General features: G+C 44.9%; 22 protein-coding genes. 7 read left to right on the top strand and 15 right to left on the bottom strand.

Annotation, left to right across the window (positions count from 1 at the left end):
* Positions 1-175: 175 nt before the first annotated feature.
* A complete protein-coding gene (locus J3U76_RS08140) occupies positions 176-1294 on the bottom strand; it encodes an endonuclease/exonuclease/phosphatase family protein (protein ID WP_208005472.1) in 1119 nt (372 codons plus the stop codon).
* A gap of 349 nt (positions 1295-1643) precedes the next feature.
* Here J3U76_RS08140 and J3U76_RS08135 point away from each other — a divergent pair, with 349 nt between their 5' ends.
* Positions 1644-2321: a hypothetical protein gene (locus J3U76_RS08135; protein ID WP_208005471.1), complete on the top strand. Its 678-nt coding sequence runs from the start codon at positions 1644-1646 to the stop codon at positions 2319-2321.
* A gap of 181 nt (positions 2322-2502) precedes the next feature.
* Positions 2503-3177 (top strand): cytochrome b/b6 domain-containing protein, encoded by a 675-nt coding sequence (locus J3U76_RS08130; RefSeq protein WP_208005470.1) that lies wholly within the window; start codon positions 2503-2505, stop codon positions 3175-3177.
* A 667-nt stretch (positions 3178-3844) separates the two neighbouring features.
* Here J3U76_RS08130 and J3U76_RS08125 read toward each other — a convergent pair.
* The 7 genes from J3U76_RS08125 to J3U76_RS08095 form a co-directional block, all read right to left on the bottom strand.
* Entirely contained in the window at positions 3845-4423 is a 579-nt protein-coding gene (locus J3U76_RS08125; protein ID WP_208005469.1) for a YceI family protein, read from the bottom strand.
* Positions 4424-4455: 32 nt separating this feature from the next.
* Positions 4456-4977, bottom strand: coding sequence for a cytochrome b (locus J3U76_RS08120; RefSeq protein ID WP_243454148.1), 522 nt, complete (start codon positions 4975-4977; stop codon positions 4456-4458).
* Positions 4978-5146: 169 nt separating this feature from the next.
* Entirely contained in the window at positions 5147-5608 is a 462-nt protein-coding gene (locus J3U76_RS08115) for a c-type cytochrome (RefSeq protein ID WP_208005468.1), read from the bottom strand.
* Positions 5609-5722: 114 nt separating this feature from the next.
* Positions 5723-6235 carry a lipocalin family protein gene (locus J3U76_RS08110; protein ID WP_208005467.1) on the bottom strand — a complete coding sequence of 171 codons (513 nt, stop codon included), beginning with the start codon at positions 6233-6235 and terminating at the stop codon, positions 5723-5725.
* Between the two features lie 12 nt (positions 6236-6247).
* On the bottom strand, positions 6248-6805 hold the full coding sequence (locus J3U76_RS08105; protein WP_208005466.1) for a DUF1415 domain-containing protein: 558 nt from the start codon (positions 6803-6805) through the stop codon (positions 6248-6250).
* A 43-nt stretch (positions 6806-6848) separates the two neighbouring features.
* Complete coding sequence (locus J3U76_RS08100) at positions 6849-7331, bottom strand: DUF3465 domain-containing protein (RefSeq protein WP_208005465.1); 483 nt, start codon at positions 7329-7331, stop codon at positions 6849-6851.
* Between the two features lie 43 nt (positions 7332-7374).
* The gene (locus J3U76_RS08095) at positions 7375-9189 is read right to left on the bottom strand and encodes an ABCB family ABC transporter ATP-binding protein/permease (protein WP_243454147.1); all 1815 of its coding nucleotides are present in this window, start codon (positions 9187-9189) and stop codon (positions 7375-7377) included.
* Positions 9190-9297: 108 nt separating this feature from the next.
* Between J3U76_RS08095 and zntB the strand changes: the two genes are divergently transcribed.
* The 4 genes from zntB (at position 9298) to J3U76_RS08075 (ending at position 12418) form a co-directional block, all read left to right on the top strand.
* Entirely contained in the window at positions 9298-10263 is a 966-nt protein-coding gene (gene zntB / locus J3U76_RS08090) for a zinc transporter ZntB (protein WP_208005464.1), read from the top strand.
* A gap of 56 nt (positions 10264-10319) precedes the next feature.
* Positions 10320-10859, top strand: coding sequence for a glutathione peroxidase (locus tag J3U76_RS08085; RefSeq protein WP_208005463.1), 540 nt, complete (start codon positions 10320-10322; stop codon positions 10857-10859).
* 416 nt (positions 10860-11275) lie between these two features.
* Positions 11276-11677 carry a hypothetical protein gene (locus J3U76_RS08080; RefSeq protein ID WP_208005462.1) on the top strand — a complete coding sequence of 134 codons (402 nt, stop codon included), beginning with the start codon at positions 11276-11278 and terminating at the stop codon, positions 11675-11677.
* Between the two features lie 369 nt (positions 11678-12046).
* The gene (locus tag J3U76_RS08075; protein WP_208005461.1) at positions 12047-12418 is read left to right on the top strand and encodes a hypothetical protein; all 372 of its coding nucleotides are present in this window, start codon (positions 12047-12049) and stop codon (positions 12416-12418) included.
* Positions 12419-12544: 126 nt separating this feature from the next.
* Here the strand turns inward: J3U76_RS08075 and J3U76_RS08070 are convergent, their stop codons facing one another.
* The 6 genes from J3U76_RS08070 to J3U76_RS08045 form a co-directional block, all read right to left on the bottom strand.
* The gene (locus J3U76_RS08070) at positions 12545-12760 is read right to left on the bottom strand and encodes an SEL1-like repeat protein (RefSeq protein ID WP_341534326.1); all 216 of its coding nucleotides are present in this window, start codon (positions 12758-12760) and stop codon (positions 12545-12547) included.
* A 385-nt stretch (positions 12761-13145) separates the two neighbouring features.
* Positions 13146-13946: a tetratricopeptide repeat protein gene (locus J3U76_RS08065; RefSeq protein WP_208005459.1), complete on the bottom strand. Its 801-nt coding sequence runs from the start codon at positions 13944-13946 to the stop codon at positions 13146-13148.
* A gap of 41 nt (positions 13947-13987) precedes the next feature.
* Positions 13988-14524 carry a tetratricopeptide repeat protein gene (locus tag J3U76_RS08060; RefSeq protein ID WP_208005458.1) on the bottom strand — a complete coding sequence of 179 codons (537 nt, stop codon included), beginning with the start codon at positions 14522-14524 and terminating at the stop codon, positions 13988-13990.
* A gap of 446 nt (positions 14525-14970) precedes the next feature.
* The gene (locus J3U76_RS08055; RefSeq protein ID WP_208005457.1) at positions 14971-16515 is read right to left on the bottom strand and encodes a TerC family protein; all 1545 of its coding nucleotides are present in this window, start codon (positions 16513-16515) and stop codon (positions 14971-14973) included.
* Positions 16516-16839: 324 nt separating this feature from the next.
* Positions 16840-18462 (bottom strand): methyl-accepting chemotaxis protein, encoded by a 1623-nt coding sequence (locus tag J3U76_RS08050; RefSeq protein ID WP_208005456.1) that lies wholly within the window; start codon positions 18460-18462, stop codon positions 16840-16842.
* A 171-nt stretch (positions 18463-18633) separates the two neighbouring features.
* Entirely contained in the window at positions 18634-20022 is a 1389-nt protein-coding gene (locus tag J3U76_RS08045; RefSeq protein WP_243454145.1) for an NAD(P)-binding domain-containing protein, read from the bottom strand.
* 316 nt (positions 20023-20338) lie between these two features.
* Here J3U76_RS08045 and J3U76_RS08040 point away from each other — a divergent pair, with 316 nt between their 5' ends.
* Positions 20339-21904 carry a phospholipase D family protein gene (locus tag J3U76_RS08040; protein ID WP_208005454.1) on the top strand — a complete coding sequence of 522 codons (1566 nt, stop codon included), beginning with the start codon at positions 20339-20341 and terminating at the stop codon, positions 21902-21904.
* 98 nt (positions 21905-22002) lie between these two features.
* Here J3U76_RS08040 and J3U76_RS08035 read toward each other — a convergent pair whose 3' ends face one another.
* Entirely contained in the window at positions 22003-22404 is a 402-nt protein-coding gene (locus J3U76_RS08035) for a TM2 domain-containing protein (protein ID WP_208005453.1), read from the bottom strand.
* Positions 22405-22426: the final 22 nt, after the last annotated feature.

Genomic DNA, 22426 nt, shown 5'->3' with positions numbered 1-22426 from the left:
ATCCGGGTCACCAACTCGGATAACTGAACTTCGAAAGCAATACAGGGTCTCGAGTATTATTAAATAGTTAAATCGCTTAAAAACCCAGCCTTTAATAACTAATGTTTGACATTGCTCGCGTTATTGATGTTTAGCCCACTAAAAACGTGAGCATACTCACGCTTAGCGCTTGCGTTTAAAAGGCCAAATCAACCCACACTAACCGATGATCGGAGCTGGCTTTTCGATCGGGCCAGCCGCGCTTATTCCAAAACAGCTCTGCGTTCGCCTTATTACGAGCGGGCCAATATACCCCACTGGCCACTGCCGTTAAGTTTGCGCTGGGCAGCACATAGTCGAGCCGTAAGCCTTGCATGTGCGTCCAGTATTTGGGCGAACCTAATCGAGTACTTCTGGGTTTAAGGCCAAAGCCACCCCGAGAGACGGGCCGTAACCTGCCCATTGATACTTGCCGGTTTAGTACAGGATCGGCTAATAGTCCCTGAATGCCCTCACGAAAACCATCGCCATCTTGTGGGTCGGCATTTAAATCGCCCAAAATAATAAAATCTGCTTGGGGCTTTAAGCCACCTTGAACGCCATTATCATCAATTAAGTAATGGCCGTGTTTGGGTCGCACATAGTCGTGCCAAAGTCGCAGTTCATCATAATTACGACAGCTATTACGTCGCTCTGGCCCTTCATCGATAGGGGGCGCTGGGTGACAGGCTAATAAATGCAATACCCGTCCGTTGGGTAGCAAAACAGGTAAGTCGAGGTGATTTTTAGAAGATAGCGGCAGTATGTTGAGTACTTCGTTACAATAATAATTGCCCTGCGCAGTTTGGGGGAGGCGTGCATTAGGCATATCTCGCCATAAAAAGTGACGAAAACTACGCGCTTGCTCAAGCAGTAAAGGACAACGCGACAGTATGGCAAAGGCGTATTGCCCATGAAAAGCACCAAAGCCTAAGCCATCGCCGGGTAAATGAGGGCTTTCTTTACCACTTAACGACAATGGCGCCAAAATGCCAGTATTGGTCGGCACTAAATACCGATAGGGGTAATCAATACCTTGTTCACCCTTGGCGAGATAATCTCGGCAAAATAGCTGCAAGTGATTGTCATCTAGCGCGTCCCCTGTATGGTCAAACTCGTTAAGTAGCACGATATCTGGCCTAACATGCTGCAAAATGCGGGCAATGTGCTGAGGTTGACGATGACCGGCCGCTAATTCGGCTGCGAGTTGCCCAGCTTGTGGTCTGTCTAGAGCAATATTAAAGGTGGCAACTCTTATGGTGAGTGGCAATGTCATAATGGCACTGATCTTTTTATTAAGGGATTATTGTTGATAAAGGAGGCGGCGAATATTTACTGAGCACTGATATTAGACAAGGCATGACTATTATCTTGAGTGTGTTTTACACTGTGGCTTGGCATCTAGCAACGGCCAGTTGCTATTATAGCATTATCAAATACACGCTTATCTATGTTACTTTTATTGTTATAACGGTTATTTTTAGTGGCTTTAATGAAAGTAATAGGTCAATAACTGCCTTATCGGCATCATTATTTTTGATACAAGCTTAAAATTGTCTCTCAGACCTTGACCTAACGCCAATTTCTCGCTTTGCTAGATATATTATTCTTAATGAGGTTACCCTATGAAACTCTATCCTTTTTTACTCTGTGGCCTATTAGCCGCCTGCTCTACGGCCCCCACTTCTGAACAAGCGAATAAAGCGACTGCCAACACCAAGGTTGAAACAACACAAGATACAGCAACGCCAGATATGACCCCTAAAGGGGAGTTTGCCCAAATTGATGTCACTAAATCTCAACAAGCCATGGATGAGATTACTAACGGCAACGGCGAGATGATCAATGACATATTGCAACAGCCTAACGAATATGCGCCACCTGTGCTGTATTTGATATCTGCCATTATGTTCGATAATGACTATCAAGATCAGGCCACATTCTGGTTTTATGCTGCCCAATTACGCGCCCGTAGTGATGCTAACAAATCCGGTGATAACACCACCCACGCCGCGGTGAGCCAGCTAAATAAACGCTTTGGCGTTAACATTGCACCTTATTCGATGAGCAACCCCGACCGCTTGAAAGCCATTGTTAGCCAAGTATTAGAGTGGGACAGCGAGCAAACACGTAACTACGACCCTCGTTGGGTTGCATTACAAGGGCAAGATGTGACTACCCAAACCAAAGTTAACTTTGCTCCACAACAAAAATGGCCAGAAATTGATGCCCTTACCCGCAGCCAATTTCGCCAAGGGTTAGAGCAAGCACTAGCGAAAATTAAGCAGCCAACAGCTCAATAGCACTCTCTGCTTTTGATATATCAACATCCCAGCCTTTGCTGGGGTGTTTTATTTGGGCGGCAGGTATATAAATGGCAACGACATGCGTCACACGGCAGGCAATGCAAATAAGCATCGTCTTAAATAAAGTATTAACTTAGGTTAATATACCTCCTTACTCATGCCACAGGAGCGCACCTTTATGAGCAGTTCACTCTCCCCCCCAGTTAAAGTTTGGGACTGGTCTATTCGGATTTTTCATTGGAGTTTACCCGTATTACTCTTTTTGTTGTGGCGCTCAGCGGGTGACGATATGGATCAGCACATGCTGTTTGCCCAAGCGCTGCTTGCCTTGCTGACTTATCGCATTATTTGGGGCTTTATTGGTACCCCTTATGCGCGCTTTAGCCACTTTGTGTATCACCCTAAACACATTTTCGGCTACTTAGTGGCCAGCGCTAAGTCCAATAAGCCGATTTATCTAAGTCACAACCCAGTAGGCGGCATTATGGTGCTGGCGTTGCTGGCGACCTTGTTGTTTCAACTCACTAGCGGTTTATACAGCACAGATGATATTTTTTATAATGGCCCTTTGTATATGTACGCCTCAAGTGACACTACGTCTTTGATGACATTTATACATAAGAAGTGGTTTTATTATGGCATTTTGCTGCTGGTGGCTTTGCATGTGCTGGCTATTGTGGCGTATAAGCTAAGAGGCGAGGGGTTAGTTAAGGCCATGATCACCGGCCATAAGCAGGCACCCGGTGAGCAAGTGGTAGATAAGTTGCCTCATGCAAGCTTTCCTTGGGTACGTTTTGTGATTGCCGTAGCACTTGCGGCACTGCCGGTTTGGGTGTTGTTTTATTACATCTAACTAATAGCTGGAAGCGATCAGCCTGTCACTTAGTCACATCTTCTTCTTGCATTATAAATAAAAATGAGGTGCATGATGTAGTCGGTTTGGGCTGCATAACTGCCGAACAAAGGGTCTACTCCACCGACACGCTGCAAGCACGTCCATGTGGCGCTCAAACACATAACATCCCTGTTATGTGATGGTCGGTGGAGTAGATCCCTTTATCCGGCCACACACCTCGGTGTCGTCTATTGGTATCGATTACCGATACCCTTGAGCGAATGGTTGAAATCAAGCCATTTCCCGAAAGAAGCTAATTTGCGCCTGCGGCCCAATGCGAGAGCAAGCGTTTGCCTACACCTTCAGGCAGCTCAGGTGCTAATGGGAAGGCTGAGGGTGTCTGCTCCGTCGACCCTCCGCGCCAGGGAGGGCGCGGCGGAGCCCGTATGGGGCAGCTTGCTGCCGTGTACCTTTGCTGGGTAATGGACCAAATATCCTGTGAATATTTGCAGCCGTTACCCAGCAAAGGTGGCTAGCCCAGCGGCGAGTCGAGCGCTCTGCCTGACTTCTACTCAAACTTCAACAAAAGGATGTGATGAAGTGACAGGCGATCAGCTGTCAGTTAAAGACAAAAACACCGAGCATCAGGCTCGGTGTTTTCTTTATCTAGCTGCTTGGCGCTGAGCTATTGTTTTATACCTTCTAAATTTAACTCAAGGTATACAGTGGCGGCGGCTGGGCCTAGGTCGTAGTTTATGCCAAAGTCGGCCGCTTTTAGTTCTAGCTCACCTTCAAAACCGCGACGATATCCACCCCAAGGATCTTTACCCGCACCCACTTGTTCAATTTCAAACTCTACAGGCTTAGTTACGCCATGTAAGGTTAAGTCACCCTTAACGATATACTCGCCCTCGTCATCACCGTCTGGGGTCACACTGGTACTTTTAAAGCTGGCTTGTGAGTATTTTTTTACATTCAAAAAGTCATCACTGCGTATATGACGGTCACGCTCTGCATGGTTGGTGTCTACGCTATTGGTGTTAATGGTCACCTCAACGCTGTTATTCGCGGTGTTGTCTTCATCAAACACAAAGTGCCCTTTAAAGTCGTTAAAACGACCGGTTAGCCAACTATAACCTAAGTGATTAACCTTAAAGTTAACTGACGCATGCATACCTTCTGTGTCTATGGTGTAGGTATCTGCGCTGGCAAAAGCAGTAGGAGTTAATAAAAGTAGTGAAGCTGCGATCATCGTTTTTTTCATTATGACTCTCCTTATAGGCTATGTTGAATGCGTTAAAACATTCGCTTTAGCGTGTTATCTTTATCCAAAAAATGGTGTTTTATGGCAGCTAATGCATGCAATGCCGATAGGCCAATCAGCGACCAAGCACAATATTCATGCACTAGCCCTGCTAGGTCTTCTTGTTGCTCAATAGCGCTAAACAATACCGGAATATCAAACCAGCCAAAAAAAGTACCCGGCCGATTGTCGGCGGTGACCACTAAGTAGCCACTAATAAACAGACCAAACATTAGTCCGTATAACAGCCAATGAGTTCCGCGTGCTAATACTTGCTCCCATTTTTTATGAGATGCCAGTGGTGTCGGCTGTGGGGTTAATATTCGAGTGAGTAAGCGTAACAGTATTAAGAATAATAATAAAAAACCGATGCTTTTATGCCAAAACGGCAGCACTTGATATAAAGAGTCATAATAGCTTAAATTACGCATCCACAAGCCTAATGCAAATAATCCCACTACTAATAAGGCACTTAGCCAATGTAACAACCGCATAGGAATAGAAAATTTCTGCATCGCGAAGTAACCTCCACTTTTATTGTGATAATGCCAATTTTAAGTATAAAGCACAGCATAAGCTGTGAGTAACATCGGCGGAATAAACTCCCCCTAGCAAGCAGGGATTAAATAAAAGGGGAGCTATTGGCTCCCCTTTTACATTGCTTAAGCATGCGTTACTCAGGCTTTAGTCTGCACGGTAATCATCGTGACAGGCTTTACAGCTTTTTAATACTTTAACAATAGCAGGAGCGGCGGCTTTTTTATCAAAACCTTCTTCACCGGATACCGCAATTAGCTCTTGCAGGGCACCACCAAAGGCTTTGCCTTTTTCGCCCATGCCGTCTAAGTCGTCCCAAGCAGAGTCCAGCAGATTGCTGTCTTTTACGCCTTTGGTTGCAGGTACATAGGTTTCACCCAGTAACTTGCTTACGTTGCCTAGGTTTAATGCACGCTCATGTACGGCTTCAGCATCAAACTCAGTGTCACCTTTAGCCATGGCACCTAGCACTGTCGCTTGGGCGCTCATCACTTGGTAGATAGACTGGCGATATTTTACCAAGTCATCCGCTTTAAATAGATCTGACTGGGCCATTGCTGTTGTGGCAAAAAGACCACCCATAGCCACTAGCGCGATTTTTTTCAGCATCACTTACTCCTTCATTTTTATTATTTACAGCACATAAATCAGAATTACGTCAATTAGAGCCTAACGATAAACCATAAAATGTAGCAAAGCCACTCACAATAACAAAGTGCGACCTTAGTCTGGGTGGTTAACCCAAATTAACTGATCGGTTACAAACCCAAGCTGTTGTGCTTGTTCAATAAACTGTGCTTTTAACGCTGGGCTAACTTGTGGCTCTCTGGCAAGCAACCATAAATAATCGTGATTATAACCAGACACAAAGGCATGCCGATAATCTTCATCTAATTCAAATACGGCATAAGTAGAATAAAAAGGACCAAAAAATGAGACTTTTAAGTGTGCTTCTTGTTCATCATTCACAAAGTACGCCTTGCCGACGGCTTTTTTTTGTTCTTGAGTTTGCTGATCAACACCGCGGTTAATCACCCGAATCTCGCCATTATCACCTTGCTGATACTCGGCAGTTACCTGCTCTAAACCTTGTTCAAATGAGTGATCAAGGCGCGCTATTTCATACCAAGTACCCAAATACCGCTCGCTATCAAAGTTTTTAACCGGCGTGACGGCATCGGGTAACCCAGTACAAGCAGTTAATAACATGAACATGCTCATTAATAAAATACGCATGCTGGATCCTTATTATTTAGTGTGTGGCTCATGACACTCAGCCAGCAGCTTAACAAAAAATTCGCTGCCTTTACGACGGGCAAAGATTATATTACGCTCAGGTATAGATTCAGGGTGAGCATAGCTGGCCAAGGCTTTCTCCATGCTGTCTTCACGAATAATATGCAAGGTGGGGTAAGGCGAACGATTAGTATAATTAGCGGCATCATCTTGGGGCTCGCCGTCGAAGCAATAATCCGGATGAAAACTGGCTAGCTGATATTTTCCCTCATAACCTTGATTAAACAAGGCCTCATCGGCGAGATCGACTAAGTCTAGATAAGCATAAAAACCTTCAAAACCACGGGGTAATATCACCAGTGTGGTGGCAATCTCGTTTTGTTCATCCAACATGCTGCATTCGTTAAGCAAAGCCTGTAACACCGCTTTAGGCTGATGCTCTTCAACCACGGCATAACGAATACTGGCTCGCTCTACTTCTTGGCGCGCAAACGGGCAAAGATTATATTTCATGATCACACGCTTCACCCAGTGCTCGGTGGCGCTAATATAGTGTTCTTGTTCTAACATTGTGTTCTCTCGTTGAACATCACCAAGATGTTGATTGGTAGGGCTATTGGTAGAGTCGGTCATTATGCTTTAACCAGCCACTAGGATGACGGCCTTTAGGGTCATGATGAGTCCAGTGTAAAATGCCACCTTTGTCATTCCACATATATTCCCCCACAAACTCGACACTGTCCCCCACCTTAAGATCCCGAAGGTAAGGCGCCAAGTCGATATTATGCGCCACTAACAAGGTCTGCCCACTGGCTAAACGTAAAATAAAGCGTTGGTGCCGGATGCCTTTATTATCATCCGCCAACAGCTTTACCACTTGTCCCCGATCCGCAATTTGCTGCTTATTATGCTGCTTTTGATAAACAGCTTGTGTGCCGGTTGCTGCGTGCTTGGTGGCCGGCTTGGCTGTAAGCCCAGTGCTGGGCGTAGTAGTGGCAGTGTCATTAGAAAATAACGACAACAAGGTAGGATTATATTGCTCTGCTCCCAGCACCACTAATATCAGTAATAAGCCAAATAAGCCTCTTTTTTTCACCAGTTTTACTCCTTTGTGCTGACTTGTTCACCCACACTCGTATTTAGGGTGTTTGCTGTTGCTGTATTTGCCACAACTGTGCATAGCGCCCTTGTTGGGCTAATAAAGAGGGATGATCGCCCTGCTCGACTATCTGCCCTTTATCCATCACCAAAATATGGTCGGCATCTATAATGGTGGATAGCCGGTGGGCAATCACTAAACTGGTTTGTCCTTGAGAAACCTCGCGAATGGCCTGCAAAATACTTTGTTCGGAGCGACTATCCAGTGACGAGGTGGCTTCATCAAACACTAATATCGGTGGGCGCTTAAGAATGGTGCGGGCAATGGCTACTCGTTGTTTTTCGCCGCCACTGAGCTTAAGGCCGCGCTCTCCTACTTGGGTATTGGCGCCCTGGGGTAAACGCTCAATAAAATCAGCCAAATGCGCCAGCTTAATTGCCTCTTCTACTTCTTCATCGCTGGCATTAATACGACCATAGCGAATATTTTCAAAAATGGAGGCGTTAAATAACACCGTATCTTGCGGCACTATGCCAATGGCTTGACGCAAAGAATGTTGCGTAAGATCGCGAATACTCTGACCATCAATCAAGATGTCGCCGCTATTGGTATCGTAAAAGCGAAACAGCAATTTTACTAAAGTCGATTTTCCGCTACCACTGGCCCCCACCACTGCCACTTTTTGTTGTGGCCGAACGCTAAAGCTCACTTGGTCTAAAATTAGGCGCTCATCACCATAACCAAAGCTCACATTACTAAACTCTATTTTTCCTTGGCTGATAACCAGCTGTTTCGCCTGTGCATCATCATTAATCACCGGTGAACGGCGCAATAAGGCAAACATACGCTCTACATTGGCCATTGAACCTTTCATTTCACGGTACACAAACCCTAAAAAATTCAGTGGCATAAACAGCTGCATCATAAAGGCATTAATCAGCACAAAATCCCCTAAGGTCATGATGCCCGCCACCACATTTTTGCCCGCTAAAATCATCATAGTGGTCATGGCAATGGCAATAATCAGCGCCTGCCCACCATTAAGAGCAAACAAACTTAAACGATTACTGCGCCTCGCCTTTTCCCACTGGGCTAAATCTTTATCGTAACGTTCAGCCTCATATTGCTCATTGGTGAAGTATTTAACGGTTTCAAAGTTTAATAAGCTGTCTACCGCACGGGTATTACTTTGTGAGTCTGCAAGGTTTGCTGCCCGCACAAAGCCTGTTCGCCAATCTGTGGCAATAACAGACCAGCCTACATAAGCCACTACCGCGATAAAGGTCACTAGCGCAAACCACACCGAATAATTAATCAGCAAAACGCCAATTACCATGGTAATTTCAAATAAGGTGGGCACGATATTAAACACCATAAAACGCAGCAAAAAGCTCACCCCAGACACGCCCCGTTCAACATCTCGCGATAAGCCACCGGTGTTCCGATTGAGGTGAAAATTAAGCTCTAAACGGTGCAAATGATTAAAAACAGCCAGCCCAATACGACGCATCGCCCGCTCGGTTACTCGGCCAAATAGCGCATCGCGAATTTCGCCCAATAACACATTACTTAAGCGCACCATGCCATAGGCCAGTAATAAACCTAACGGCAGCACCAATAACTTACTGCTGCTGCCATCACTGACGCTCACATCCATGGCATCCACAATATGTTTAAGAATAAAGGGTAAGCCTACGCTGGCCACTTTTGCCGCCACCAAACACAGCAGTGCCAGCGCAATACGCCCACGATACTCCAGCAGGTAGGGCCCTAAGGTCTTTAACGTTTGCCAGTTAAAAGAGCTGTCTTTAGCCTCGGGATGAAAAGAGCCGCGTCGCATACATGAGTCTGCCATTTGAAAATAATAGCCTTATGATACCTCCTTCTGTATCACAAGGTCGCCTGCTTCGCTTAGCCATTCTTTGCTGTAAGCTAACGTATCGGTGTCATAAAAGGATTTGTCATGGAACAGGTGCCAACAAACACGATTTATAGCCTGCAGTTAGACGGCGCTGGCGGTATGCAGCCTCTTATTAAGGGGGCGCCACTTCCTACAGAGCAAGCCTGTTGGCTACATATAGACTATACAGAGCCAGAAGCCGCGTTATGGCTGCAACACACATCGCTATTAAATGATACTGCACGCGAGGCACTACTTGGCCAAAGCAGCCGCCCCAAGTTAATACGCCAAGGAGAAAAGTTATTACTGATTTTACGCGGCATTAATCATAACGACCACGACCGACCCGAAGAAATGGTGGCGCTGCGTATTTTTATCAGCTCTCACATGATATTAAGCAGTCGCTGTCGGCCATTACTTTCAGAAAGTGACGTGTTTGAACCGTTTTCAACTCAAGATGGCTCGCTCAATACTAGTGATTGGTTAGTTAATATCTGTGATGCTCTTACTGAGCGAGCTGGTGAGTTTGTTGAGACCCTGCACGATAATATACTGGCTCTTGAAGAGGCGGTATTAGAAAACACCCTACCCGCCACCGGCCAACTGGGGCGCATTCGCAAACAACTTATTATGATCCGCCGCTATCTTTCTCCCCAGCGAGATTTAGTAGCCCGGCTGGCCAGTGAAAAAGTAACATGGATAAACGAAGAGGATCGCCGCCGCCTGCTTGATATTGCCGACCGTTTACGCCGCTGGCTTGATGATTTAGACGCAGGTGTCGCTCGCACCGCCATATTAGCGGACGAAATCAATAATATAATGGCAGAAGCAACCAACAAGCGCGCTTATCAGATGTCAATAATGGCACTGCTATTTTTACCCGCTAGCTTTTTAACCGGCTTATTTGGTATTAACTTAGCCGGCATGCCCGGCGCTGATAACCCACTCGCGTTCTGGATTTTTTGCGCCATACTTACCGGGTTAGGCTTGAGCTTAGCCTTGTGGCTAAAGCTTAAACGCTGGTGGTAATCAAGCCACCGCCTTAGCGACACAACCGCGGCGTATAACTTTTTAAGGAGTTTCTGATGAAAGCATTACTAACCAGCTTATGTGGATTATTACTCAGCCAACCCGTGCTGGCCGCTGAACCTGATACTAGCGCCTTGTTTGACCACCAAATACCCAGGCTACATTCTAGCGAAACGCTTAATATGCAACCCTTTGCAGGCAAGCCCATGTTAGTGGTTAATACCGCCAGTCACTGCGGCTTTACCGGCCAGTTTGAGGGGCTAGAAGCCTTGCATCAGCAGTATCAAGGCCAAGGTTTAAAGGTGGTGGGCTTTCCGTCAAATGACTTTAAGCAAGAGGCCAAAGACGAAGCTGAAACAGCCGAGGTCTGCTTTGTTAACTTTGGTGTGACTTTTGATATGGCCCACCCCATCAAGGTGCGAGGCAAAGACGCCCACCCTATTTTTCAAGAAATAACACGGCAAAGTGGTAAAGCGCCGCGCTGGAACTTCTATAAGTTTGTAATCAATAAAGACGGCGCAGTAACCGCAGTATTTGGCAGCCGCACCAAACCCAGTGACCCTAAATTACAGGCCGCAATACAAGCAGTGTTGTAAAGTGGCTTTTTTGAAAAATCTTGAAGTGAGAGGCCAAGGCTAGCTGCTTTATAAAAACTTAGGCGGCCGCTGAGACCATTGGGTGCTGTAGTAATATTACAGTGTAGAATTGCTAATACCGTTAATATATTTAGAGTCTACACTTCGGAACTATACTATGAAAGCGCAGACTTTAAACCTACTCACCTCAGTTTAATCCAGAAGCACCTCTAAAGCGACTAGGATCTTTCGGCTTAAAATACGATTTAATAATAACTAAAAGGATAACTTATGGGGCAAGTCATTCTTGCTAGCTTACTTAATTAATGAAGACACAGTGTCATTCATGGCTACAACCAAAAATAAATCATTACATACCCTATATTTAAAAATAAAAACCGAACCATAAGAGGTTAACTTAAATTAAAAAACTGCTCGTGCTGTCACCTATTATTTTATTATCTAAAGGCTGCTCTCTCGCTATCCCTTTAACTGATCATACTGTAAGTCAGCTGAATAAATATCCAGAATGTAGGAGTGAAATCAGTCCAGGCATGCTTGGTGTATCACTACTACTAGATGACAGAAATAATATGGTAAAAAGCTGCTTTAAAAAACAAGAAAAAAAAGCTAAATTGAAGGAGTATGTAAGAATCTGCTTAATAGAGCTCCCTGCCTGCAAAAAAACGCAGACGGTCGACAATAAAGATAGCATTGATTATTATTCGACTGCTAATTGTATAAAAGAGATTAGAATAAAAGTAGCTCGTGAAGAAGAACGCAGAGCAGAGCAAAAGCGAAGATCGGAGAATTACAATCAGTCTTTGCCTACTTGTTAAAAAGTAGCTAACCATATAGAAAGAAGTTACAGCGTAGGGAAACTGGACTCTATACGAAACGCTATAACAACAGGTGGAGGGTACGTGTATTGCATAATTGGATATTCAAATAAGGCAGCTCATGGTGAGCGTATAATTAGGCTTATAAGATCTACTTTATATGAGGGGTCTGGTGATTTAAAAGTCGAAAGGCTTTGATTGTAAGCTCTAAAGCTTTTCAGATTATGATAAGCATGATGAAATAGGTCCTTGGTTAGGGCCGAATCATAATCATCCTTAATCATAAAATAACGTAGCGAAGTTTGTTTTTTGTGTTTTCACAAGCGAAAAATCTTAACCAAAATATATTTATGACACGAGGAAATAACAATGAAAAAGATCTTACTGGCTATAGTTATAACTCTTTCCTTTACTGTTAATGCTAAATCTCCAACAGTCTTTTTACAAGAAAATCCCAAGGCTGCAAACACATTACAAAACCCTGAAAAAGCATCGCTGTGTATGGCTGCGAACGGCATTGTGCTTGGAGCCACCAGTAATGGCGCAGCAAAAGCTAAGCTAAATAAGTTAAATGCCATAATATGGGCCTTCCTTGAGGACAAAGGAATCGCTGACGAAGTTGAGCACCTACTACCTGTATCAACAAATAAAATAAAACACAGTAAATCACCTGGTCGCTTACTTGATTCTGCGGGATGTGAGAACTTAAGTGAATCTATAATAAAAACCTACATAAAATAATGATCAAGCACCGGGCATAATTCGGGTTTATGTTATGCCTATCTGCATAAGGGTGATCCATAAAAATACAAAAAGCCGCTCTAGGCGGCTTCTATACATTAGATGTCAAGAGCTAAACTTTCAGCGTCAGTTACTATACTTTTCAAAATATTCAACAGCTAATGCCTGTCCTTCACTCAAGCTTTTTGGAGTCAATTCTTTAGCTGCTATATCGCGATTCTTCTTAGCTTTCGTATGGCCTGATGCAGCTGCGACTGACCACCAAGCATAAGCCTGCTTCAAGCTCTGTGGCACACCCTCACCATTGGCGTACATCGTCCCTAAATTATTTTGATCACCGATACAACATCACCCTGAAAGCATCGAACCTAACTCAAATTGAGCTGACGAAAAACCTTATTTCAATTGCTACTCTGTATGTTGCAACGTGTTGGTCGAAGCGCTTCGGCTGACAGCACCACACTCAATACCAACGCTTTTTCTTTAGCTAAAGCAACCAACTAAACAAGTAATTATAGTCGGGTAACGCAAGAGTATAATCACTTGTTACCTGACTATATAAGTTACGACCCTATATAGTGTGCAGCCCCATTGGTTTCATGGCTTAAAATCATACCTACGCTTGCAGCTACTTTTTTACCTCTAGCATTTGGGGCAGTAGTCCAAGATAACTCCCATATTCCATCAGATAAATCTGCGCGAACAATACCAGCGCCGATAAGGCGCCCTATCCGTCAGGAAATATACCCTTAAAATATTCAGCGGCTAGGTCTTGAGCTTTACTAAATTCATCATATGAAAAATAAGAAAGAATATAGTCTCCGGCCACATTTCGTGCTCTAACGACGGAGCTATTACCCCCATTAGCTGCAGCAACAGATAACCAAGCATAAGCTTCTATTGGATCTTTTGGCACACCCTCTCCATCTTTGTACATATCCCCGAGCCTGTACTGCGCAACCAGATCTCCTTGCTCTGCTGACTTACGATACCAAGTTGCTGACTGCTTATTATCAAAGGGGACACCAATACCTTCGCCAAACAGCCTCCCTAAGTTTCTTTGTGCTACAGAGTTCCCTTTCTCGGCAGCCTTTCGATAATAGGTAGCAGCCATATTAAAGTTCTGTGGCACGCCTTTCCCACCTTCATGCAGGCTCCCTAGATTGTTTAGTGCTGATGAGTGACCTTGTTCGGCAGATTTTTTATACCAATAAGCAGCCTGTTTTGAGCTCTCTAGAGCCTTCTGCTTGCTATACATCCACCCGAGTGAAAACTGTGCTCTACTATCACCTTGCTCTGCAGACTTTTTATACCAAACCATGGCCTTTTTATGATTCGGCTCTACGCCACCACCACCTTTTGCGTACAGAAACCCTAACTTTCTCTGTGCATCTACATCCCCTCGCTCAGCAGAGTCAACAATAGAGTCAAACTCATTACCTTCCTGATTATTATTAAAGGATGAGTGAGCACTACATCCAATTAAAAAGAAACAAAGTATCAGCGATACAGACTTCATCGAAAACATAACAAACTCACCTTTAACTAAAGTTAAATATTGTAGGGTTATTAAAAGCTATATTTATCAAAATACTCTCCTGCAAGTACCTGCCCCTCATTAAGGTCACTTAATGAAAGATGCCGAGCTACCTCTTCGCGTAGTTTTGCTGAGCTGCCATGGCCATTTGCCGTTGCAACAGACAACCAAACATAAGCCAGCTTATAATTCAGCGGGATGCCTCTACCACGCTTGTACATATCTCCTAAAGCTTTCTGCCCATTAGCATTTCCTTGCTCCGCAGAACGGCGAAACCAACTGACAGCTTTAATCATATTTTTCTCCCCGCCTCCATGGCCACTCATGTACATGTTCCCCAACTTAAACTGTGCATCTGAATCTCCTTGTTTTGCTTTTTTCTCTGTGGACATCCGCCTCCAAATAGCAGCCTGTACAACATCTTGCTTAACACCTTCACCTCGCTGATACATTCTCTCTAGCTTAAGCTGCGCATCTATATCTCCTTGATAAGCCGCTTCACGGATCGAGATCGACTGGCATCCGCTTAAAAGCAAGAAACAAAACACCGATAACATTATATTTTTCAAAATAATAAAGACTCACTTTTAAAGAAACTAGATATATGCTCGCACAATTTCAGCCCAAAATTAAGTTTCTAGTTAAATAAAGCTGCCAGAGTCTATTTTATGGTAAGTGTGAGTAGTTTCACCGCACATAACACGGCGTCATATTAAAGAAATGTTAGATTTGTGCAGTTTGTAGTCCACCCGCTTGCTAAGTGGTCTTGCGGAGCAAGAAGGGTTTGATCTTAACCCATTCTCGCTAATGCTCGGTGCCAGCTAAAGCGGCACACTACAAAAGATAGCTCAGCGTGTTTCTGTAGCTCCACGCTTTAGCTGTGAACTATGCTCTTAAGCCCTCACCATTAAAAATCCCTTTCAGATTTTATCTCTATTTTTCCGTGGATTCCGTGGGTTCCGTTGCGAAAAGGTTTTGATCAGTTAGTTTTCCAGCTGTTAACTTCAAACTATTGCTACTCGAGGGGCTCGGCGGTAATAGGGGTGATCCGTACTTGGGCGATGCGAAACTCATCGAGTTCAACCACTTCAAACTGTAAGCCTTCACGCTCAAATATTGCACCCTCTGCGGGCAACTGGCCGCACCATGCCAGTAACATGCCTGCCAAAGTGGCATATTCTTCTTCTGAATCAACCAAGCCACGGCGTGATAACACTTGCTCAAGATAATGAATATCGGTACTGCCTTTTACCAACCAGCCGTTAGCTTCATTAATCACTTCAGGATCTTCGTCTTCATCTAAAAACTCCCCCACTATGGCCTCTAATAAATCGTGAGGTGTAACTAACCCTTGAATGGTACCAAACTCATCATTTACCAATACCAAGTTACCCCGCGCTTCGCGCAGCACATTAAGTAAACGAATAACACTGATGCTGTCCGGCACTATAATAGAGTCACCGCCTTCGGCCAAAGCAGCCAAGGTTTTGCCTTCTTTAAGACCAGCCATCAAATCTTTCGCGCGCACCACACCCAACAAGTTATCTAGCTCACCATCACACACCAAAAACTGACTATGAGGAGACGCCATTAACTCTGCTAATACTTGTGCTTGGCTATCTGAGATATCAAGCCAGGCAATCTCTGAACGGGGTGTCATCACGGTGCGGGTAGAGCGCTCGGCCAAAGATAAGACTCCACTTATCATATTACGCTCCACTTCCACAAAGCCCTGTTGTTCGGTGTGTACGGGCGTGGCTTCGGTCTCACCTTTAGCTTTGTCTTTGCCACCCATTAAGCGAAAGATGGCGGTTGTGGTGCGTTCTCGTAATGGCACCCGTGCCAGTTGCTTGGCACTATTACGCTTAGCCAGTTGATTTAAAAACTCAATTAAAATAGAAAAACCAATGGCGGCATATAAATAACCCTTGGGAATATGATAGCCAAAGCCTTCTGCCACTAAGCTAAAGCCGATCATCAATAAAAAGCTTAGGCACAGCACCACCACTGTGGGGTGAGCATTAACAAAGTCGGTTAATGCTTTAGAGGCGATAAGCATGACCCCCATAGCCAATATTACCGCCGTCATCATTACCGCTAAGCTGTCGACCATGCCGACAGCAGTAATAATAGAGTCTAGGGAGAACACAGCGTCTAGCACTAATATTTGTGCAATAACAACGCCAAAGCCGGCATAAACGTTGCTATTGCTGCTTTCATGGGTGGCACCTTCTAAGCGTTCATGCAGCTCTGTGGTTGCCTTGTACAACAGAAATACGCCCCCTGCCATTAAGATTAAATCGCGACCAGAAAAGGCAAACTCCCCCCAAGAGAGAATGGGCGAGGTCAGTGTTACCAACCAAGAGACCACACTTAGCAACGCCAGTCGCATCACTAACGCCAGCGATAAACCAATAACTCGCGCTTTATCTCGCTGATGCGGCGGCAACTTTTTCACTAAAATAGCAATAAAGACTAGGTTATCGATACCCAGTACTATCTCTAATACTATTAATGTGAGTAAGCCCGCCCACATAGACGGGTCCATCAAAAACTCCATGATTTACCTTTTTAAAATTAGTCGATGAGCAGGTTAATAGGCAGCAGAAACCGCACTGAATGTTTCAGTATAGTGGGTGTTACAAAAAATTGGGGAGACCAGGGCTATAGCCGAAAGTAAGAGTCGAGAAAGAAGCGATAATTTAACAGCGTGTAGCAAGCAAGTTCGCGAGCCATCCATAGGGTGCACCGGTGATTAGCCGGATCTCAGATTAAAATGAAGGCATATCATAAGCGCAAAACGAGCGCAGGCAAGGTTATTTACGTTATTTATCTAGGCATCCAATACGCCTGGCGCACCATCACGTCAGGCGTAAGACGAGTGTTAGACCTTAAAGTGCCCCACCTGACTTTGTAATAACTCCGCCAATTTTGCCAAGTTGCCACTAGAGTCACGAGTTTGCTCGGTACCATCGCTCACCTGTAAAGTGACGTCATTAATATTAGTCACATTACGGTTAATTTCTTCAGCGACCATTGACTGCTCTTCTGCAGCACTAGCAATGCTGGTATTCATATCGCGAATGCGGGCCACGGCAGCGGCTATTTTTTCTAGCGCTTGGCGAGCATCTGTGGCCGACTGCACGCTGTTATGAGCCTGTTTTTGTCCTTGTTCCATAACGCCAATCGCGTTACGTGTACCTTGTTGTAATTGCTCAATCATGCTGTGAATTTCTTCTGTGGCACCTTGAGTACGTTGCGCAAGGTTACGTACCTCATCAGCTACCACCGCAAAGCCACGCCCTTGTTCACCGGCGCGTGCCGCCTCTATGGCCGCATTAAGTGCCAACAAGTTAGTTTGCTCAGCAATACCACGGATCACGTCTAATACCGTACTAATTTGCTCACTGTGTTCGCCAACCACACCCATGGCTTGTGCGGCTTTTTCTACTTCTCGCGCCAGTTCATCAATACTGTTTTCAGTGTGTGCTACCACTCGACTGCCTTCTTGTGTGGCACTATCAGCTTCTTGTGCGGCATCAGATGCCGACAAGGCACTTTGTGCGACTTCTTGCACTGTGGCGGTCATTTCATTCATGGCAGTGGCCACCTGCTCGGTTTCTACATGGTGGCGCTGTACCGAGTGGGTCGACTGCTCAGTAATGTACTCTAACTGATCTGCGGCGGTGGCCACTTCGCGGGTGGATGCCGATACTTCTTGTACTAGCTTATGCACCTTATCAACAAAAATATTAATGCTAGCGCCCATTTGAGAAAGTTCGTCGTGCCCACCTAAGTCTAGCCGTTGTGTTAAGTCACCGTCACCAGCAGCTAATTCATTAATCATGTCTTGCGCTCGGCCAATACGCAGCCTAAGAGTGCGCGCCATGCTTAAATTAACAACCAGCACCACCAACATCACTATGCCACCAAAGAGCACACCACGAAAATAGGTGCTATCTACTTGCTCTTGCATACGCTGCTGCGCCAAGGTAGCGGCTTCTTGCTCTAAACTAATCAGTTTTTGTAGCTCAATGCGGATCACCCGCCAAGCTGGGTTTTCTACTTCAGCTAAAATTTTTGCCGCTTGCTCACCCTGGCGGCGCTCAGACAAGCTCAGAACTTGCGCTCGCGTCTCTTTTACTGTGTTCCATAGCTCGGTAATTAAGTTAAGGCTAGTGCGTTGCTCAGCGCTTAATTGTGCCTCCTGCTGTAACTGGGTAAGGGTGTCAGAAAAGTCATTACCCGAGTTGGCCACCACTTTATTAGCTATAGCCAAAGAAGGATTAAATATCTTATTACGTGCCGCTATGCCTGCTAATAAGCCATCGCCATACATGCGATTAAGTGCCTCTACGCGAGGTTGATTAACCTCAAGAAAAGACACAAATTCATTACGCACCTGCTGCACTCCGTGCAGGGTAAAGCCCAGCGTGGCGGCAATCAGCACCAAGGTCAGTAAAACCGAGGTGATCATTTTGGCGCGAATGGTAGACAAAGTGAGCATAACCTTCCTTTTATACATCTTAATATAGAGATTGGGCTCAGTATGACCGAAGCCTATAGAAAGAACTTTGATTTCGCTCGTCTTTGATCACAAAACGGGGACTTTTATACGCTAAAAACAAAAAAGCCTGCCCCTAAGGGCAGGCTGTTAAATATCATCTGTAGACGATGTTTAGTCGAATTTATCTAAGCTGTTGCTTTCAATAAAGTCGAGCGACATAAAGCTTTCTAGCGAGTCGCCTTTAATATCTAACCATGTCGTGGGTAACTGAGTGGCCATGGTACCGGTGACCGTTGAGGCATAGGTGTTTTCCCTAAACGCCATAATATTTTCTTGTTTATGACGTAACCACTGTTTAAACAGCTCGGCTTGTTCTTCAACCGCAAACTCTGGGTAATCCGTTGGCGCTAAGAGATCACGAATATAGCTACCCTGAAAATCAATCGACTCATTACAGTTAGACAGTTGCTCATGACGCTCTAACCACGGCTGCATATCCTTTAAGCGATCTTCTGCTTCAGGCAAGGCAATTTTACCCATAATCACATCACGCGCATACCAAGCTTGGGCGTCAAACATGTTAAAGGTGTAATACTGATCCTGCATCCCTAAATAAATCAGTTTAGGGTTTGGCTGGAAGAAAATACCTTTATACAAGCTATCAGGATACAAACAGTTATTGGTTTGTAAGCGCAATGCATCAGGTAAAAACGGGAAGTGGAACAAGTAACCCGTACACATCACAATAGAGTCGAATTGCTTGGTGCTGCCATCGGAAAAGTGGCCAATATTGCCCTCAACATGAGTCAACAGTGGACGCTCTTCCATACCTTCTGGCCAATCAAAGCCAATTGGATTAGAACGATACGAAATAGTGACCGACTTAGCGCCATACTTGTAACACTGTGAGCCAATGTCTTCTGCCGAGTAACTTGCACCCACTAAGAGCACATTTTGATCGGCAAATTCCAGCGCGTCTCTAAAGTCGTGCGCGTGTAACACTCGACCCGGAAACAGCTCTAAACCTTTAAAATACGGCATGTTAGGCGTAGAGAAGTGACCAGTGGCAACCACCACATAATCAAACTCATCCGTTTCTTGCAGACCTGTTTTATGGTTCATGACGGTAACAGTAAACATTTTGCTGCTTTCGTCATAAGCCACCCACCGTACTGGGCATTCAAATCGGATGTATTTAGAAATGGCCTGCTTATCAATACGACCCATAATATAGTCTTTAAGCACGGCACGCGGCGGATAAGATGGAATAGCGCGCCCAAAGTGCTCATCAAACGAGTAATCTGCAAACTCTAAGCATTCTTTAGGGCCATTAGACCATAAGTACCGATACATGCTGCCATGAACTGGCTCGCCATTTTTATCTAAACCCGTACGCCACGTGTAGTTCCACATGCCGCCAATATCATTTTGCTTTTCATAACAGACAATTTCTGGCAGGTTTTCTACTCCTGCACGGCGAGCCGCCTCAAACGCTCTTAACTGCGCCAAACCACTTGGGCCTGCACCTAATATCGCTATTTTCTGCTGCTTCAAGATCATCTCCTTTAATGCAATAACCTTGCCATTGTAAAGGATTTGACCCTTGATTTACAAACAAAAAAAGAAAATCGCACTAAAAGTAGCCAGATGGGGCGGCTTATTTGAGTAGCAAATACTTACCTTCTGTCTTGTTACAAACAGAATTACTGATTAAATTTCAATCATTAACTCAGTCATTTATGCTAGCACTTGCTCATTAAGTCAACAGCTTAGCAGTCAATTTAATGATGACTCACATTGGGTGTGCTCACGCGTATTTATCTGGCAAAAGCGATATACTAAGTGCATTAATTTCTTATAACTTTTACCAGCATAAATGACATATCGACTTTCTTTGTTATTGCTATTAAGTATGGCGCTCACTGCGTGCTCAAATCAGGCTGCTATTCAGCCTAAGTTAAGCTTTGCGCCCACCCACACCCAAGACACCCGTTTGGGTAAAGGCATTACTAAAGAAGCGCAGCAGCATAATGCGCCCTCTGGTTTTTATTTGCTGGGCAATGGGTTAGATGCTTTTGTAACGCGCTTGCTGCTAATGGAAGCCGCTGATCAAACCTTAGATGTGCAATATTATTTGTTTCACGATGATGCCACCGCCAAACTGTTTACTCATCATTTATTACGTGCCGCTGATCGCGGGATAAGAGTGCGGATATTGCTGGATGACTTTGGCCACTATGGTCAAGAAAAACTCTTTGCCGCCTTAATTCAGCATCCTAATATTTCGATTCGACTCTTTAACCCCTTTGCTAATCGCGTCATGCCTTATTTAGACTTTTTAACCAGCTTTTCTCGGGTTAACAGACGCATGCACAATAAGTCATTTATTGCCGATAATCAGGCCGCCATTATTGGGGGTCGTAATATTGGTAATACCTACTTTGCCGCCGACCAATACACTAATTTCTCTGATTTGGATGTATTGGGTGTGGGCGATTTTGCCCCCGATGTCTCGGCCGCATTCGATATGTATTGGAATCACAAGCTATCGATTCCCATACAACAGTTTGAACCAGCCGCACATCCTTCAGCTTTGTCGGCTGTTCGCACTCAGTTAGAGGCCGCCAGCAACAGAGAACACAGCCGCGCTTATTTAGCACGCTTGGCATCGTTGCAATTAGTTGAGCAATTAAAACAGGGCCAAGTTGAGCTTTATTGGGCGCAGTATGACCTTATTTATGATGTTCCCGACAAAATTCTTAATGCCACCGATGATGATACCGGCCACATGGCACCGGCACTCAACGCCCTACTCAGCGACGTAGACCGCGAAGCCTTAATCGTATCGCCCTACTTTATTCCCGGTAACAGTGGCGTAGCAAGCTTTGCTAACTGGATAGACTCAGGTGCCAAAGTCACCACTTTAACCAACTCACTCGCCGCCAATGACGTGCCCGTAGTGCACGCCGGTTATGCTCGTTATCGTCAGCCATTAATTAATGCCGGCGTGGAGTTATGGGAGCTGCAGCCCAGTGCCAAAGCCGCTAAAAAGCGCAAGCGAGATAAAGACCTACCTGGCTCATCAAAAGCCAGTTTACATGCCAAAACCATGATTTTTGATCGAGACACTATGTTTGTGGGATCGATGAACTTAGATCCCCGCTCAATTAACTTAAATACCGAGATTGGAGTATTAATTTATAGCGAAGAGCTGGCCGAGTTTGCCAGTCAAGCATTACTCGCTGAACTGCCCAACCACGCTTGGCGGCTCGACACAGCAGAAAAAGATGGTTTTTGGGGCAGCACTAAGCAGTTAGTTTGGCTAGATGAATCCACGCAACCTGCCAGCATTATTAGCCATGGCAGTGAACCCGAAGCCGACCGTTGGAGCCGCTTTCAGGCATGGATTTTTGGCTTCTTACCTTTAGAATCAATGCTTTGAAAGACAACTGCCAGCTTTAAGCCGGAAGCTGTCAGTTAAAGACTGCTTTAGATTTGATGTTGGCTCTAAACTGACGGCTTACCGCTGCCCGAAGGGCTTTAGCCATAACGGCGTGACTTTCGGTTAACTTCATCTATTTGTGTATTAAGAGTGCAAAAATCATAGAGAAAACCGAGCAAAAATAAACCACCGGTAAAAAACCAAATAATAGCGGTAATCCACTTGCCCATATATAAACGATGAATGCCAAATATGCCGAAAAAAGTCATCAATATCCAAGCAAGACTATAATCGGTTGGCCCTGTGGTGTAACGCTCATCAGCGTCTCTATCCATGGCGGGAATTAAAAATAAATCAACAATCCAACCGATAAAAAACAGTCCCAGTGTAAAAAAATACAGTGTGCCACTCACTGGGCGACCATAATAAAAACGATGTGCGCCCATAAAGCCAAAAATCCATAAAATATAGCCAATTATTTTACTGTGTGTGTTGTTCATTGTTATTCCACCCCCTGTGCGA

This window comes from Oceanisphaera pacifica (assembly GCF_017498065.1).
In the GTDB taxonomy this organism is placed as follows: domain Bacteria; phylum Pseudomonadota; class Gammaproteobacteria; order Enterobacterales; family Aeromonadaceae; genus Oceanimonas; species Oceanimonas pacifica.
This window is presented reverse-complemented; position numbering and strand designations above follow the sequence as displayed.

Bases quoted from the DNA above. Each gene is read 5' to 3' on its own strand.
- J3U76_RS08140 (WP_208005472.1), bottom strand. From the start codon at position 1,294: ATGACATTGCCACTCACCATAAGAGTTGCCACCTTTAATATTGCTCTA.
- J3U76_RS08135 (WP_208005471.1), top strand. From the start codon at position 1,644: ATGAAACTCTATCCTTTTTTACTCTGTGGCCTATTAGCCGCCTGCTCT.
- J3U76_RS08130 (WP_208005470.1), top strand. From the start codon at position 2,503: ATGAGCAGTTCACTCTCCCCCCCAGTTAAAGTTTGGGACTGGTCTATT.
- J3U76_RS08125 (WP_208005469.1), bottom strand. From the start codon at position 4,423: ATGAAAAAAACGATGATCGCAGCTTCACTACTTTTATTAACTCCTACT.
- J3U76_RS08120 (WP_243454148.1), bottom strand. From the start codon at position 4,977: ATGCAGAAATTTTCTATTCCTATGCGGTTGTTACATTGGCTAAGTGCC.
- J3U76_RS08115 (WP_208005468.1), bottom strand. From the start codon at position 5,608: ATGCTGAAAAAAATCGCGCTAGTGGCTATGGGTGGTCTTTTTGCCACA.
- J3U76_RS08110 (WP_208005467.1), bottom strand. From the start codon at position 6,235: ATGCGTATTTTATTAATGAGCATGTTCATGTTATTAACTGCTTGTACT.
- J3U76_RS08105 (WP_208005466.1), bottom strand. From the start codon at position 6,805: ATGTTAGAACAAGAACACTATATTAGCGCCACCGAGCACTGGGTGAAG.
- J3U76_RS08095 (WP_243454147.1), bottom strand. From the start codon at position 9,189: ATGGCAGACTCATGTATGCGACGCGGCTCTTTTCATCCCGAGGCTAAA.
- zntB (WP_208005464.1), top strand. From the start codon at position 9,298: ATGGAACAGGTGCCAACAAACACGATTTATAGCCTGCAGTTAGACGGC.
- J3U76_RS08085 (WP_208005463.1), top strand. From the start codon at position 10,320: ATGAAAGCATTACTAACCAGCTTATGTGGATTATTACTCAGCCAACCC.
- J3U76_RS08075 (WP_208005461.1), top strand. From the start codon at position 12,047: ATGAAAAAGATCTTACTGGCTATAGTTATAACTCTTTCCTTTACTGTT.
- J3U76_RS08065 (WP_208005459.1), bottom strand. From the start codon at position 13,946: ATGTTTTCGATGAAGTCTGTATCGCTGATACTTTGTTTCTTTTTAATT.
- J3U76_RS08055 (WP_208005457.1), bottom strand. From the start codon at position 16,515: ATGGAGTTTTTGATGGACCCGTCTATGTGGGCGGGCTTACTCACATTA.
- J3U76_RS08050 (WP_208005456.1), bottom strand. From the start codon at position 18,462: ATGCTCACTTTGTCTACCATTCGCGCCAAAATGATCACCTCGGTTTTA.
- J3U76_RS08045 (WP_243454145.1), bottom strand. From the start codon at position 20,022: ATGATCTTGAAGCAGCAGAAAATAGCGATATTAGGTGCAGGCCCAAGT.
- J3U76_RS08040 (WP_208005454.1), top strand. From the start codon at position 20,339: ATGACATATCGACTTTCTTTGTTATTGCTATTAAGTATGGCGCTCACT.
- J3U76_RS08035 (WP_208005453.1), bottom strand. From the start codon at position 22,404: ATGAACAACACACACAGTAAAATAATTGGCTATATTTTATGGATTTTT.